The organism is Nostoc sp., assembly GCF_036917235.1.
GTDB lineage: Bacteria > Cyanobacteriota > Cyanobacteriia > Cyanobacteriales > Nostocaceae > Nostoc.
Genome location: NZ_JBALDU010000022.1, coordinates 19,465 through 33,278, shown reverse-complemented (window position 1 = coordinate 33,278; position 13,814 = coordinate 19,465). Strand labels below are relative to the sequence as shown.

General features: G+C 42.4%; 13 protein-coding genes. 9 read left to right on the top strand and 4 right to left on the bottom strand.

Going from position 1 to position 13,814, the window contains the following annotated elements; translation table 11 throughout:
- Positions 1-107 precede the first annotated feature (107 nt).
- From V7K44_RS07470 to V7K44_RS07430, 9 genes are all read left to right on the top strand, one after another.
- A complete protein-coding gene (locus tag V7K44_RS07470) occupies positions 108-713 on the top strand; it encodes an alpha/beta hydrolase (RefSeq protein ID WP_442940668.1) in 606 nt (201 codons plus the stop codon).
- Positions 714-867: 154 nt separating this feature from the next.
- Positions 868-1,080 (top strand): protein IsiD, encoded by a 213-nt coding sequence (isiD, locus tag V7K44_RS07465; protein WP_094351471.1) that lies wholly within the window; start codon positions 868-870, stop codon positions 1,078-1,080.
- A gap of 99 nt (positions 1,081-1,179) precedes the next feature.
- Positions 1,180-2,421: a bifunctional phosphopantothenoylcysteine decarboxylase/phosphopantothenate--cysteine ligase CoaBC gene (gene coaBC, locus V7K44_RS07460; RefSeq protein WP_334930110.1), complete on the top strand. Its 1,242-nt coding sequence runs from the start codon at positions 1,180-1,182 to the stop codon at positions 2,419-2,421.
- A gap of 107 nt (positions 2,422-2,528) precedes the next feature.
- Positions 2,529-3,317 (top strand): biotin/lipoate A/B protein ligase family protein, encoded by a 789-nt coding sequence (locus V7K44_RS07455; protein WP_334930108.1) that lies wholly within the window; start codon positions 2,529-2,531, stop codon positions 3,315-3,317.
- Between the two features lie 331 nt (positions 3,318-3,648).
- Positions 3,649-3,909 (top strand): hypothetical protein, encoded by a 261-nt coding sequence (locus tag V7K44_RS07450; protein ID WP_334930106.1) that lies wholly within the window; start codon positions 3,649-3,651, stop codon positions 3,907-3,909.
- 212 nt (positions 3,910-4,121) lie between these two features.
- Complete coding sequence (locus V7K44_RS07445) at positions 4,122-4,478, top strand: hypothetical protein (protein WP_104900334.1); 357 nt, start codon at positions 4,122-4,124, stop codon at positions 4,476-4,478.
- A 104-nt stretch (positions 4,479-4,582) separates the two neighbouring features.
- Positions 4,583-5,605, top strand: a complete 1,023-nt coding sequence (locus tag V7K44_RS07440; RefSeq protein WP_334930272.1) for a spore photoproduct lyase family protein — start codon at positions 4,583-4,585, stop codon at positions 5,603-5,605.
- 510 nt (positions 5,606-6,115) lie between these two features.
- On the top strand, positions 6,116-7,597 hold the full coding sequence (locus V7K44_RS07435; RefSeq protein ID WP_334930104.1) for a site-2 protease family protein: 1,482 nt from the start codon (positions 6,116-6,118) through the stop codon (positions 7,595-7,597).
- 61 nt (positions 7,598-7,658) lie between these two features.
- Entirely contained in the window at positions 7,659-8,252 is a 594-nt protein-coding gene (locus V7K44_RS07430) for a hypothetical protein (protein ID WP_334930102.1), read from the top strand.
- A gap of 150 nt (positions 8,253-8,402) precedes the next feature.
- On the opposite strand, the gene V7K44_RS07425 is transcribed toward V7K44_RS07430, so the two are convergent.
- The 4 genes from V7K44_RS07425 to nifH form a co-directional block, all read right to left on the bottom strand.
- Entirely contained in the window at positions 8,403-9,662 is a 1,260-nt protein-coding gene (locus V7K44_RS07425; protein WP_334930270.1) for a glycoside hydrolase family 10 protein, read from the bottom strand.
- Positions 9,663-9,715: 53 nt separating this feature from the next.
- Positions 9,716-11,026: a nitrogenase iron-molybdenum cofactor biosynthesis protein NifN gene (gene nifN / locus V7K44_RS07420; RefSeq protein WP_334930100.1), complete on the bottom strand. Its 1,311-nt coding sequence runs from the start codon at positions 11,024-11,026 to the stop codon at positions 9,716-9,718.
- Positions 11,026-12,435 (bottom strand): nitrogenase iron-molybdenum cofactor biosynthesis protein NifE, encoded by a 1,410-nt coding sequence (gene nifE, locus V7K44_RS07415; protein ID WP_334930098.1) that lies wholly within the window; start codon positions 12,433-12,435, stop codon positions 11,026-11,028. Before nifE ends, nifN begins: the two co-directional genes overlap by 1 nt.
- 355 nt (positions 12,436-12,790) lie before the next feature.
- Positions 12,791-13,747 (bottom strand): nitrogenase iron protein, encoded by a 957-nt coding sequence (gene nifH, locus V7K44_RS07410; RefSeq protein ID WP_334930096.1) that lies wholly within the window; start codon positions 13,745-13,747, stop codon positions 12,791-12,793.
- Between the last annotated feature and the right edge of the window lie 67 nt (positions 13,748-13,814).

The window sequence follows — 13,814 nt, the reverse complement described above, 5'->3', positions numbered from 1 at the left end:
ATTCTTTAGGCAAGCAGCAAATGCCGTAAAATACTAAGTCTCCTTGAAGAGATAGGATCTATGTATAAAAGTAGAATTTTAGGAGTAAACCTCTGTCTTTACAAGCTATCACCGTTCCCACAGCAACTTCTCAACCCCCAACAGGCTTAATTGTCACTTTGCATGGTTGGGGTGCTAATGCTGAGGATGTAGCATCTTTGTTACCATTGCTCAACTTACCCGATTACCAGTTTGTATTGCCCAATGCACCTTATCCTTATCCCTATTCCCCGATAGGGAGGGCATGGTATGATCTGCGGGGGGAAAATATGTATCAAGGTTTGGCAGAAAGTCGGCAACTGCTAACAGATTTCTTGGAATCTTTAGAAAGTACCACTGGCATACCTTTGTCACGTACCATTTTGAGTGGATTTTCTCAAGGCGGAGCAATGACTTTAGATGTCGGCTCAAAATTGCCCTTAGCAGGTTTAGTTGTCATGAGCGGGTATTTACATCCTGACGCGCTAACGGCAGCTAAAAGTGGGATTTCGTCGACTTTAATCACTCACGGTAGATATGATGAAGTTGTGCCCCTGAAAGCTGCTTTGAAGGCACGAGAAACTCTCAAGTCTCTAGGAGTGGCAGTAGAATACCACGAATTTGATATGGGACATGAAATAGATCCAAAAACGTTAGAAGTGCTACGAAATTTCGTTGTAAATACAATTGCTTAGTCAGGATTACAAATTTTTTATAAATTCTGGTACAAATTCTGACAATTTTCACGAACTTAATGACTTCTAATGAGTAATATATATTGGGTGGCTGCGTTCAGCGCAACTTAACCCATGCTGAAGGCGAGTGCTGCATAAGGGAGGGGCAAGTATTATGACAACTCTAAGCATTTCCCAAAAAGAAATTGCTGCCATGAGTGCAGTAGAAGTAGAAGAACTAGCTACACGTCTGGAACTGGATAATTATAGTAATGCTTTTGAGGGTTTAAATGATTGGCATCTATTGCGAGCGATCGCATTTCAGCGTCCAGAGTTAGTTGAACCCTATATCTACCTCTTAGACTTGGAACCCTATGATGAAGCATAGCAATTTTAGATTGTAAATTTTAGATTTTAGATTGGGTCAACTGGCTACAATCAGAGATTATCAGGGTTAATGTATCACTTGCTTAATCTCAAAGTACCAATGCAATTTCCCTTAAATCCAAAATCCAAAATCCAAAATCCAAAATTGAACAGGGTTCTCATTAGTGTAGGTGGCGGTATCGCCGCCTACAAAATCTGTGAATTGGTTTCGACGCTGTTTAAAACTGGGGTGGAAGTCCGAGTTATCCTCACCCGTTCGGCGCAAAAGTTTATCACCCCTCTGACAATAGCCACTCTATCTCGTCATCCCGCCTACACAGATGATGATTTCTGGCAACCAACTCACTCTCGTCCGTTGCATATTGAGTTGGGTGAATGGGCAGATGTCATGGTAATTGCCCCTTTGACAGCTAATACATTAGCCAAGTTAGCCTACGGGATGGCGGATAATTTACTCACAAATACCGTGCTGGCTTCTACTTGTCCCGTGCTGTTAGCACCCGCAATGAATACGGATATGTGGGAACAGCTATCAGTGCAGCGAAATTGGCAACAGCTATTGATCGATAGCCGATATCATGGGATGAATACAGCATCAGGGTTATTAGCGTGCGATCGCATCGGTGCTGGTAGATTAGCAGAACCTCCAGAAATTTTGGCTCACATCCAATCGTTGTTACACACTCAAGGTAAACGAGATTTAGTAGGTAAGCGAGTGTTAATTAGCGCCGGGGGAACGCGAGAGTATCTTGACCCAGTAAGGTTTATTGGTAATCCTTCTACAGGTAAAATGGGATTGGCGCTATCGCAAGCAGCATTTCACCGAGGGGCAAATGTCACTCTGGTACATGGCCCAGCGAATTGGAATGTACCATTAGGAGTACAAGCAATTCCCGTTGTTAGTGCAGACGAAATGCAGCACGTCATGGTAGAGTGTTTACCCAACGCTGATATCATTGTCATGTCAGCAGCCGTGGCCGATGTGAAGCCACGAGATTATAGTACAGAGAAATTGCCCAAGCGATCGCTTCCCGAAGCTTTACCCTTGGAACCCGTACCGGATATAGTCGCCCAATTAGCAGAACATAAACAGCCGCATCAAATATTAATTGGTTTTGCCGCACAAACTGGGGATATTGTCAAGCCAGCGTTAGAAAAATTACAAAATAAAAAATTAGATGCGATCGTTGCTAATCCCATCGATCAACCTGATAGTGGTTTTGGGAGTGATAATAATCAAGCCATATTTTTAGATAGTCAAGGAAATCAGGTAGAAATTGCACCTTGTTCTAAATTAGAAATGGCACATCAATTATATGATTTTGTCATCACGAAATTTTAGGTACTACCTTTATTCATCAAAATTATGAAAAAATATGTTTATCTTTGTTCATAGTTACATATTCTTGCTCAGGCCCTTACCAGTAATATCCCTCTCCTAAAAAACCGATGAAACAACTAGCAATGGAATCACCATCCACCTGGCGTTTCATCCCAATGCTTCAGACATCAGGAGCAGTGCAAATGGCGATCGATGCTTGGTTGTTCAAGCAATGTGAAAAGGGACAGCACCCGCCTACGCTGCGTTTTTATACTTTGTGTCCCTATGCTCTCTCCTTGGGACATCTGCAAAAACAATGGCCTACCGAGTGGCATAATCTGACTTACCAGGGACAGCCACTCGATTTAGTTCGCCGTCCAACGGGAGGTAGAGCTGTTCTCCACCAAGGCAACTTAACCTATGCCCTGATTACCTCAGCTATTACTGGAAAAAGCTGGGGTACTTATGAAAAAATCTGTAACTTTTTAATCCAAGGCTGGCAAACCTTGGGTATTGAGTTAAGTTATGGTTCTGCTGGACGAGGTTACATTCATAATCCCAGTTGCTTCAACACAGCAACAGCAGCTGACTTGGTTACAGCCGATGGAAGTAAATTTATTGGTAGTGCCCAACGCAAGGGAAGAAATACCATTCTTCAACACGGCTCAATGATTTTGTCTACGGACAAAGATTTATTTCAGGAAATCTTTGAACAACCGGCTCCGTGGAATACCTCGCTTTGTAACACACAGGAACAGGATGGCTGGATTGTAAAGATTGTGGATACACTGACAGAGACGGCAAAACAGTACTTTGGCATAGAACTAGTTACCCAACCATTTACCGATCTCGAATGGCAAGATATCCTCGAATTGCGATCGCTTTATAGCAATCCTAAATCATTCGTGAAAAATTAGATCCCCGACTTCGCGGAAGTTGTCGGGGATCTGGACATCGCGCATTTTCACAACTCATTTAGGATGCAGCTTGGGCTAAAAAATCAGCAGAAGATAAACCCGATTCTGGGCGAGATAGTATGCTGGTGCAGATGCGAATCATTTTAGAAGAATGTGTCAACCATCCCGATCCTGTAATTCGGGAAATTTATCAATAACTTTACGGGGCATTTCTAACACCTTTACAGCGCATTCAAGGAGTAATTTACCCTGATGAATTAGCTAATTCACAAGATTTGACGGATGAAGAAGACGGTTTCAATGATTTTTCAACACTATTGGAGATGTAAAAATGACCGACAATTTTGATAATGAAATGGAATTGGAAGAAGATTTATTTGAAGAAGAAGAAACTGATGATAATTTAGTTTCAGATACCTTTTATATTCAGCAAGGGCAAATCAAGCTTGTCAAGAGATTTACCCAAGCCTTCACTGTACCGGATAATCTGCCTCCAATCATAGTAGAGGGTTTTACTCTTGCTTGGACAAAGGCAGCTTTGTTAGATTTCGCAGATATCCAAAAAGGAACTAATGTTAAAAATCTCCCTTAGGTTAGAACTGCAACCTAAAACTTGAGTTTATTAAACCCCAGAACAAGCCCGAAAGCTGGTAAAAATAGCGTGATTGACATAGAGATATTAAGCAGCAATTGGGAAAGGAAACTACTACCTTGAATTGGGTATAACCCGTATGTTCTATGGCTTCAAGTCACTTTTGTAGATTTTACAATATAAGTAAGACATAAAAATAACGCTTCAATTATATGAAAATACTCTCATCAGAACTAGTCCATTTGGGATTTGGCAAATATGTGCGTTCTGACCAAGTGACAGCAGTTATACCAATAGAAGAGGAGCGAGGCCCAGGGCGACGAACCTTTGTTCATGTTCAAGGGCAAAACGATCCAATTATCGCCTCTCGCGCTGAAGATACCATCGTGCGTGATTTAGTACAGGAACCACGTGAAGTTACTCAAGCCCGTCAGCAGCAGGAAATTCTTCAAGATTTATTGGTTAATTTAGCTAATGTTAATTCCACTGTGCGCCGAATTAACCGTGATGAAGGCAGTTTGGATCTTGATTTGTTAGAGCGACGAATTAAGCAAGTCCTGGAAAATTAATTGCAGAAATCAGCAAACTTTCATAACGGAGAACGATATTGCTGAATACCATTACAGACCAAGTTTCAGTATCAGATACACAAACAAGATCGCCAAGGTTGTGGATACCTGAACGGGTACTGTTTACACCTGCTGCTCTAGATGAAGATTGGGGGCAGCAGATTCTTAAACGTGTGCAGTCACTCAACTTACCAATAGAAGAACTATCACAAAACCGCCTGAAGGGTCTGCGTGGTGAATCTGAGCGGGATACTTACAACATTGCCAAGCGTACCTTAGCGGTGGTTACTGCACCACCCAGTTCTTTTAAACTGAGTCCCATCCCACCTTCTGCGGATTGGCAGTTTCATCTTGCCGAAGGTTGTCCCGCTCACTGTCAATACTGCTACCTAGCTGGTAGCTTGTCGGGGCCACCTGTCATCCGCGTTTTTGCCAACTTACCACAGATATTAGAGAATTCAGCTAACTACGAGCAACAGGGGAAAACCACAAGTTTTGAAGTTAGCTGCTACACAGATCCATTGGGTATTGAGCATTTAACTGGAAGTCTTGCTGAATGTATCCGTTACTTTGGCACTCGTAGCAATGCACATCTACGTTGGGTATCGAAGTTTGATGCTGTGGATGGATTACTCGACTTACCACACAATGGGCATACTCGCTGTCGGATGAGCGTTAATGCTGCACCGATTTCTGGTAAGTTTGAAGGTGGCACGGCATCCGTAGCATCCAGACTGAATGCATTGCGACGGTTGGCGTTACCACAAGAGCGTGGCGGTGGCGGTTATCCAGTAGGCTTGGTTATCGCGCCAATTATGCCGATAGATGACTGGCAAATGCACTATAGTTGTTTGTTTGACCAGATAAACGAGGCACTGGATTTTGACTGTAACCTTACCTTTGAGTTAATCTCCCATCGGTTCACACCTGGATCAAAAGAAGTGTTACAAACTTGGTATCCGCAATCAAAATTAGAGATGGATGAGGCAAAACGCAGCGTCAAGCGTAATAAGTTTGGTGGGACGAAGTACGTTTATGAGAAAGACATAATGAAGGCGTTGCGTAGCTTTTTTGAGAGTGAGATTAGTAGGCGCTTTCCAAATGCTGAAATTCTTTATTGGACTTAGAAGACCACTTCGCTCAAATGCAGTTTGAACTCTTCATCTACTCATATTATATCCGGTAAATTAGTTGTAATTCCTGCGTGACTTCTCAAGAGCAGCCCCTCCCCCCGTAGTAAGGCTACGGTGTACACACAAGCAAGTCTCTTGATCTGCACCTTTGTTGCATCGACCTGCACCTTTGTTGCATCGACCTGCACCTTTGTTGCATCGACCTGCACCTTTGTTGCATCGACCTGCACCTTTGTTGCATTGACCTGCACCTTTGTTGCATCAACCTACACCTTTGTTGCATCAACCTACACCTTTGTTGCATCGACCTGCACCTTTGTTGCATCGATCTGCAAAAATTAACCTATCTTATGCTAGGCAGTAACTCTAAAAGACTTGTGTGTACACGATAGCTCTATACAAAGTGGGATAATTTGGGCAGATTACAGGCGGCGTTATACATTAATAAGTGTATCTGCAATACCGGACTTGTTCTGGCTTAGTCTCAATAGCAAAGGTTTGGAGATGTTTACTTTATCAGAAACTTCTATCCTGGCGGCAATCCTACTGGTAGCTTTAGGCATTTTAGGCTGGGGCTTTTATCGCGCCAGACCTTTTGGTAAGCTGGGAATCTTAGCCTGGTTACAGTCGGTGGTGTTGATGACTCCCTGGCTCCTGTTTTTTGGATTGTTTGCCGCAGGGATTTACATCAATATAGCGGGTATATTGTTCTTGGTGGTGACATCCGCCGGATTGTACGTTTATTTGGGCAGACAGTTACGCGCCGCTGGGCAAGATGACATCCTCAAGCAACGCGCAACCGAAAGACTCGCTGCTGCTTCCTCGCTTGCAGCAAATTCCCCACAATTAGCAGTCGCAGAACTGAAAGCGGAAATTCCACCAATACCGGAAGATGACTTGAATGCAATTAAAGGCATTTTTGGTATCGATACATTTTTTGCCACAGAAACGATCGCTTACCAAGATGGAGCCATTTTTAAAGGCAATTTGCGGGGAGAACCAGAAGAGACTCACAACCGTCTAACTGCAAGTTTACAGCAACGCCTTGGCGATCGCTATCGTCTGTTTTTAGTGGAAAACACAGACGGTAGACCCGTGATGATTGTCCTACCCAGCCGTAACGATCCCAAGCCGATGTTGCGATCGCAAAAAGCTTTTGCAGGTATTCTGTTGATAGCGACCATTGCCACAAGTTTAGAAGCTGCGGGATTACTGCTGAATTTTGATTTTTTTGGCAATCCAGGGCGGTTTCAAGAAGCTTTGCCCATAGGCGCTGGAATATTTTCGATTTTAGTAGCTCACGAAATTGGTCATTGGTTACTTGCACAGCGTCACCAAATTCGCCTTAGCTGGCCATTCTTTCTACCCGCAGTGCAAATTGGCTCTTTTGGTGCAATTACTCGCTTCGAGTCTCTGTTGCCCAACCGCAAGGTATTATTTGATATTGCCTTGGCAGGCCCAGCCGCAGGTGGTATTGTCTCTTTGTTAATGCTGGTGACGGGCTTGCTGCTTTCCCACCCAGGTAGTTTATTTCAATTGCCAAATCAGTTTTTCCAAGGGTCGATTTTGGTGGGAAGTTTGGCGCGAGTTGTCCTTGGTTCGGCATTGCAGTCACCCTTAGTAAGCGTTCATCCCCTAGTGGTGATTGGTTGGTTGGGGTTAGTAATTACCGCTTTGAACTTAATGCCCGCAGGACAACTAGATGGTGGGCGGATTGTTCAGGCGATTTATGGACGCAAAACCGCAGGACGAGCAACAGTAGCAACTTTAATTTTACTGGCGTTAGTGTCTCTCGGTAATATGATTGCCATGTACTGGGCGATCGTGATTTTCTTTTTGCAACGCGATCAAGAACGCCCCAGCTTGAATGAAATTACTGAACCCGATGATGCTAGAGCCGCTTTGGGGCTTTTAGCTCTATTCTTGATGATTACTACGCTTCTACCCCTAACTCCTGGCTTGGCTGGGCGTTTGGGAATAGGATAGTGCTGAATTAGGAATACAGACGCGATTAATCGCGTCTGTGCAGGAGTTAGAAGTGAACCACATGCGATACTTAGAAAAATTAAGCCCGATTTGTAATTCTAGTAATCCATTTATTTATCTTTCTCTAAAATTATTATTTTTTAGCATTATTTTGCTAAGTTTCCTTATTGGTGGGTGTGAGAAGGAAGATGAATATAAGGTGCAGGAAAAGCAAATATCAAGACTGGAGAAAGAAGCAGAAAAAAATATTATATCTAAAGTTCAGACTCAAAATAACTACTTCTTAAAGCACAAAACCTTTTTTAAATCTCCTGACGAACCAGCAACTCACTATGGCTCGTTTCCACCAATTTTTGGAACACAAAGATGTTATCGATACTATACTGAAACAGATACTAAAGTTTTCTCTCAAACAACTATTGATGCTGTTTATAGCTATGCCGTTCAAGACGACTGCGGTGGTATGTTTGGTTTTGAAGTTAGGTGGTATGTTGGAACGGTCTTTGCTGTTCGTATTAATGGGAACAAGCAACTAAAAATGATAAGTATTGTCTGTCGAAATAAAGAAAGTTATGGACGTGTACCCTCTCACCCAGAATATATAAACAGTGTAGTAAAATGCCCCACCAACACAATACAAGTATTACCAATTTAACTAACTCTGAAATTAAAAAATACAGGTATTCTCCAATCAGTTGCTTTTTTACTAAAAAACTTAGTTCCTTTCAAGACAAATTCTTAAATTATTGTCAGTGAACCTTCACTGTAATTAAGTGATGTGTTCACCAACAGATTGCTAGGAAAATTAACTCAACGGTTTCCAACCTGCCAGCAAATTAGGGTAAGCCGTTGGTGTGGGGAAAATTTTCTGGAAGGCAGTTTGACGCTCTTGTGGCTTTTCTTTGCTCATATTCCAGAGGGTTTCATAGAAAAAGAAAGAGACTCCAGCGAAATTGCGATCGCGGATTTTTTGCACTTGTGTTTGAATCTGCTGCATCGATACGGTTTTGTTTTTCAACCCAGCCAAAATACCCACACTCACTGGAATATGACTCTTGGCTGCTTTCACTTCTGGATACTCTAATTCGCTGATAAAAACATTCAAGTCATCACGATATATCTGCAAAACTAAATCTTCAACAATTCCCAGCCGTTCCCACTTCTGCCAGTCTGCTAAAAAGAAATCGTAGGAAAAACGTTGAGGATTAGGAGCAACAGAAACCAGGCAATCTTTTTTAGTAGCTTTAATGGCTGTAAATACCCGTTTCATAAACTCGGTGATTTTATTAGCTCTCCAACTCACCCATTCTGGATCTTTGAAGTTTTTCGAGGGAGCTTTACCACGGTGTTCTTTTTTGTAAAGTGCCACTGTATAGGCATCGTAGCCTAATTCTGATGGTAAGCCAAAATGGTCATCTAATTGAATACCGTCAATATTGTAGTTTCTAACAATTTCAACAATTAAATCTTGAATGAACTGCTGCACTTCTGGGCGAAAGGGATTTAGCCAAACGCGATTATCATTCCCATCTTTGACAACCCGTGTACCATCGCTGCGGCTAGTGAGCCATTGGGAACGGTTTTTAGCTAATAGGGAATCCGCTGGTGCCATAAAGCCAAATTCAAACCAGGGAATCACTGTTAACCCTTTTTGATGTCCCACATCGACAATTTCTTTGAGGATATCTCGTCCTTGCAATCCAGGCGTGGGATCGAGCGATCGCCCGATAACTTTTTGGGCAACTTTGCTAGGATACAATGTATATCCCCAATTCCAAACCGCCGGATATATGGTGTTAAAATTGAGTTCGTCAAGGCGTTGCAAAGATCCCTTGAGGCGATCGCGCTCAAATAACACATCACTATCAATATTTGTTAACCACACTCCCCTTAATTCCGATTTTGGCGTTGACGGCAGATTTATTTGAGCGTTCAAAGGTAACGATAATATCATCGTAGCGATCGCACTCAAGGTAAGCATAACGATAAACAAAAAATACTTTCTACTTTGGCGAATATTGCACCAAGGAGAAAACTCAACACACCACTCTACAAACCTTTTCATCATTATTTAAAATGTCTGTGTCAGTGAAGGAAACATTGGCATGATAACTAATATTAATCCTTAACCTTTGTTTCCTGCTCTAAAAACAGGTTTCCAATATCAAATAAAAGTTGCATAGTACCTCGATAGCCAACCTTGGTAAACTGACCATGATCTAAGCAGTCAAAAATGGGAATACCTTGACGGTAGAGAGGAATTTTTAAGCGTTGAGCGATCGCAACTCCATGAGAGTTGGTAATTAGTAAATCAGACCCAACCGCCAATTGCTCAAAGTCTTCCAAATCGCCGATAGTAACGCTCTTAATCGGAAGTTTTTCTAACAGAGGAAAGCGTGTCGTTGTCACTGCTGAGTGAATCTCAACTCCTAGCGATCGCAAAAAAGAAACTGTTGACCAAAGTAAATCTGGTTCCAGCGCCAAAGAAACTCGCTTGCACCCAAAGTAAAAGTGATTTTCCAACATCACGTGTTGCAACTGACGGCGTTGACGGCGGTATTTATCTGGTACGCTGACACCACTGATATCCGCCAATGCTTGCAGAAATTTATCTACTGCTGCTAATCCCGTCAGTTCACCAAATACCTCATAAGGTATATTGAATCTCTGCTCCAAAATTTGCGCCCCACCCCGCATACTATCACCTAGTGCCAAAGTGAATACAGAACTGCCAAGCGATCGCAACTGTGCTGCATTTGTGCCATTAGCTGTAATGGCACTAGAAGAATCTTCTATATGACCATCTAGTACACCAGAAAGGTCAGGTACAACAATAGGTACAAGTCCAAAAGAGGTAACAATCTCTTTGATTTCCTGTACATCCCCTGGTGTGAATGCAGAACTCGCCAAAATAGTGATTTGTGTGGGACAAGGGTCTTGCTTGGAGCCTTTTTGGGGAATTTCCCTGACTATACTCTCAACTGCACCAGCAAAGCCATCCTGTAATGTACCTTTGAAATCTGGTGTAGAGACAAGCACAATTGGTAAATAATCCAGTTCTGGGTGACGGTGGCGAATCTCCTTGACAAAGCGCCCCATATCATCACCTCTGGTTTCCACCAGTCCAGTGCTACAAAGACCGATAATTTCTGGTTTGGATCTCTGCACCAAAGTCAAGATTGCTTGTTCAACTCTTTCCTCGCCACCCAAAATGGTTGCAACTTCGGTCATCGCCGTACTGGAAAGGGGAATCGTCTGACGGAAATGCTGTACCAATACCGCCTTAGTCAAAGCAGTACAGCCTTGAGAACCATGTAATAAAGGCATGATTCCCTTCAATCCCAAAAAGGCTAAAACTGCACCCACAGTTTGGCTTTGCTTCAGGGGATTAACTGCAACAGATGTACTCGTAACGCTAATAATCGCCATCAAATTTCCTCCTGTTGAGAATTTCCTGCTGACTCTACTCCTACTTCCCACGGGGCTGGTCGGCATACTTGTTCCCACACAGGATTGTAAAAAGCAGCATACAATTCTCGTGCTACCTCTAAAATTCCTATATAACCTGCATAGGGATGGTTGCGTTCAGTATTAAGGTCTAGAAATGGAATCCTAGCAGTCAGAGAAGTGTCTTGATGGCGTTTATCAGCAATTAACATATCAACGTGATTTTCGTTAATTATCTGTAAAATTTCTTCAGAACTATTTTGTTCTAGAATTATGCCATCTTGACCCAGCAAACTTTTGACTCTAATTTTATCCTCCTCAGTATTCTTATTAGTAAGAATAGCAATAACTTCCATCCCTAAATTTTTAGCAGCAAAGATAATCAACCAACTCTTGAAACTTCCAATAGAAAGGATCATGCGCTTACCTTGCAATCGGGTAATATACAGAGCGAGTTTTTCATCTATTGCAGCAGTCTCTTCTACAATTAGCTTTTCTGTACGTTCCTGCAAATCAGGATTATCCAACTTTACAGCAATATTTCTTAAACACTGATTGATTGACTCTATGCCATAAATAGACTCTTCAATGTAGGGGATACCATATTTTTTCTCCATGCTTTTTGCCATGTTAATTAGTGCTTTGGAGGAGAGCAGCACGTTAAGTTTGGCACGATGGGCATAGCAAACTTCTTTATAGATAGCATCGCCTGTAATTTTTGCCAAAACTCTGATACCTAATTTCTCCAATAACGGTAAAACATTCCATATTGCACCTGCGATGTTATGTTCACCAATTAGGTTGATGTCATCAGGTGTACTAGTATCTGGTTCAGCTGTTCCAATAACGTGTTCTAGCAGCGCTTCACCAGCAACACGGTTGCCCAAATTTTGGTTCCCAATAAAGCCAGGACAATGTACAGGGATAGTGGGTATTCCTGTTTTCTCGGTGGCATTTTTGCAAACTCCTTCAATGTCATCTCCAATCAAGGCAGTGATGCAAGTGGAGTAAACAAATACTGCCGTAGGTTTGTAGCGTCTTGTTAATTCTAAAATGCCTTTGTACAGCTTTTTGGCTCCACCAAAGATGATATCGTTCTCATCAATGTCGCTGCTAAAGCGTATTTTGTACAGCATCGAATTAGAAGAGAGACTGCTGTAACTTCCCCAAATACTGGCAGCACAACCACTTGGCCCGTGAACTACATGAGCAGCATCGGTGATTGGTACTAGCGTAATCATTGCACTATCAAAAGCACAACTCCCTTGAGTGGTTCCAGGTTGGGGTAATTGTGTAGAGGACTTTTTTTTGTGTAGTTTCTGCTGCTGACGAGCATCTTCGGGATTGGAGTCACTGAGTGAATCGTTGGTTTTTTCTGGAGTGGGATTCATTTGTTTGGTGACAATAGGTAAAATTTGTTAGATGTTAACTGAATTCCCAAAGGCTTTTATAGGACTTTCATTTATTAATGTATCTAAAACATGGAATAAAAGGGAATGATCGAGAGAATTTATCATTTCCTAAAATATAAACATCAACTAGATTAGAGAAGGAGAAAAAACATGAACTAAACTCTTAAAGTATTAATTTTGCTGTGTATGCTTTAGTAGATTAGTGTTAACACGGTGACGATAAAACACTCAGAGGTTAAGATTAGCTATTCGATTACCTCCATTTTAAAAGATTGGTGAGAAAGTGGGCGAGAATAGCCCACCTAATATTTACTTTGTATTTAGCACTTGAGTCTTAGCTACCGGAAACTATTTCTACGTTTCCTTTTTTCACTGCTTCTACTGCTTCGCCTTGAGCGTCTTCTAGCTTTTTAGCAGCGTCTGCTTGGCTAATCATTTTTGCAGCATTTTCTTCACTTTCAAGAATGCCAAATTCAATCAACAAATCTTCTAGCTCATCCATCTCGATGGGGGTGGGAACTGTAAGAGTTGTATTGTTGATAATCTTGTCCGCTAATGTGCGGTATTCATTAGCTTGCTTGCTGTCAGGTGCGTACTCGTTCACTGTCATCCGGCGTAATTCGGCGTGTTGCACGATATTGTCACGCGGGACAAAGTGAATCATGTGGGTATTCAATCTGGCTGCCAGGGTGCTAATCAGTTCGTCTTCCCGGTCAGTTTGACGGCTATTACAAATTAGCCCACCCAAACGTACACCACCAGTATGAGCATATTTGAGAACGCCACGAGCAATGTTGTTAGCTGCAAACATCGCCATCATTTCACCAGAGGTAACAATGTAGATTTCTTGGGCTTTACCTTCACGAATTGGCATGGCGAAACCACCGCACACAACGTCGCCCAATACGTCGTAGGATACGAAATCTACGTCTGAGTAAGCACCGTTTTCTTCCAGGAAGTTGATGGCAGTGATGATACCCCGACCGGCGCAACCTACACCGGGTTCTGGCCCACCAGATTCTACGCATCTGATATCCCGGAAGCCAGTGATTACCACTTCTTCAAGTTCGATATCTTCCACAGCACCCCGTTCAGCAGCTAGGTGCAACACGGTGGTTTGGGCTTTACAGTGCAGAATCAATCGGGTAGAGTCAGCTTTGGGGTCACAACCCACAATCAAGATGCGTTGACCCTTTTCTGCCATAGAAGCGAGGGTATTTTGGGAGGTAGTAGATTTACCAATACCGCCTTTACCGTAGAAAGCAATTTGTCTAATTTTTCCGTCGGACATGATGATTAATCCTGTAATTGTTTGTTTGGTGGGTCTGTCGGTTTATGAGGCGTTGGCATTTTGTGCC

What these genes read in the sequence shown, in the direction of transcription:
- nifN (WP_334930100.1), bottom strand. Translation starts at nt 11,026, where the DNA reads ATGGCGATTATTAGCGTTACGAGTACATCTGTTGCAGTTAATCCCCTG.
- V7K44_RS07450 (WP_334930106.1), top strand. Translation starts at nt 3,649, where the DNA reads ATGACCGACAATTTTGATAATGAAATGGAATTGGAAGAAGATTTATTT.
- nifH (WP_334930096.1), bottom strand. Translation starts at nt 13,747, where the DNA reads ATGTCCGACGGAAAAATTAGACAAATTGCTTTCTACGGTAAAGGCGGT.
- coaBC (WP_334930110.1), top strand. Translation starts at nt 1,180, where the DNA reads ATGCAATTTCCCTTAAATCCAAAATCCAAAATCCAAAATCCAAAATTG.
- isiD (WP_094351471.1), top strand. Translation starts at nt 868, where the DNA reads ATGACAACTCTAAGCATTTCCCAAAAAGAAATTGCTGCCATGAGTGCA.
- nifE (WP_334930098.1), bottom strand. Translation starts at nt 12,435, where the DNA reads ATGAATCCCACTCCAGAAAAAACCAACGATTCACTCAGTGACTCCAAT.
- V7K44_RS07435 (WP_334930104.1), top strand. Translation starts at nt 6,116, where the DNA reads ATGTTTACTTTATCAGAAACTTCTATCCTGGCGGCAATCCTACTGGTA.
- V7K44_RS07430 (WP_334930102.1), top strand. Translation starts at nt 7,659, where the DNA reads ATGCGATACTTAGAAAAATTAAGCCCGATTTGTAATTCTAGTAATCCA.
- V7K44_RS07445 (WP_104900334.1), top strand. Translation starts at nt 4,122, where the DNA reads ATGAAAATACTCTCATCAGAACTAGTCCATTTGGGATTTGGCAAATAT.
- V7K44_RS07425 (WP_334930270.1), bottom strand. Translation starts at nt 9,662, where the DNA reads ATGAAAAGGTTTGTAGAGTGGTGTGTTGAGTTTTCTCCTTGGTGCAAT.
- V7K44_RS07455 (WP_334930108.1), top strand. Translation starts at nt 2,529, where the DNA reads ATGAAACAACTAGCAATGGAATCACCATCCACCTGGCGTTTCATCCCA.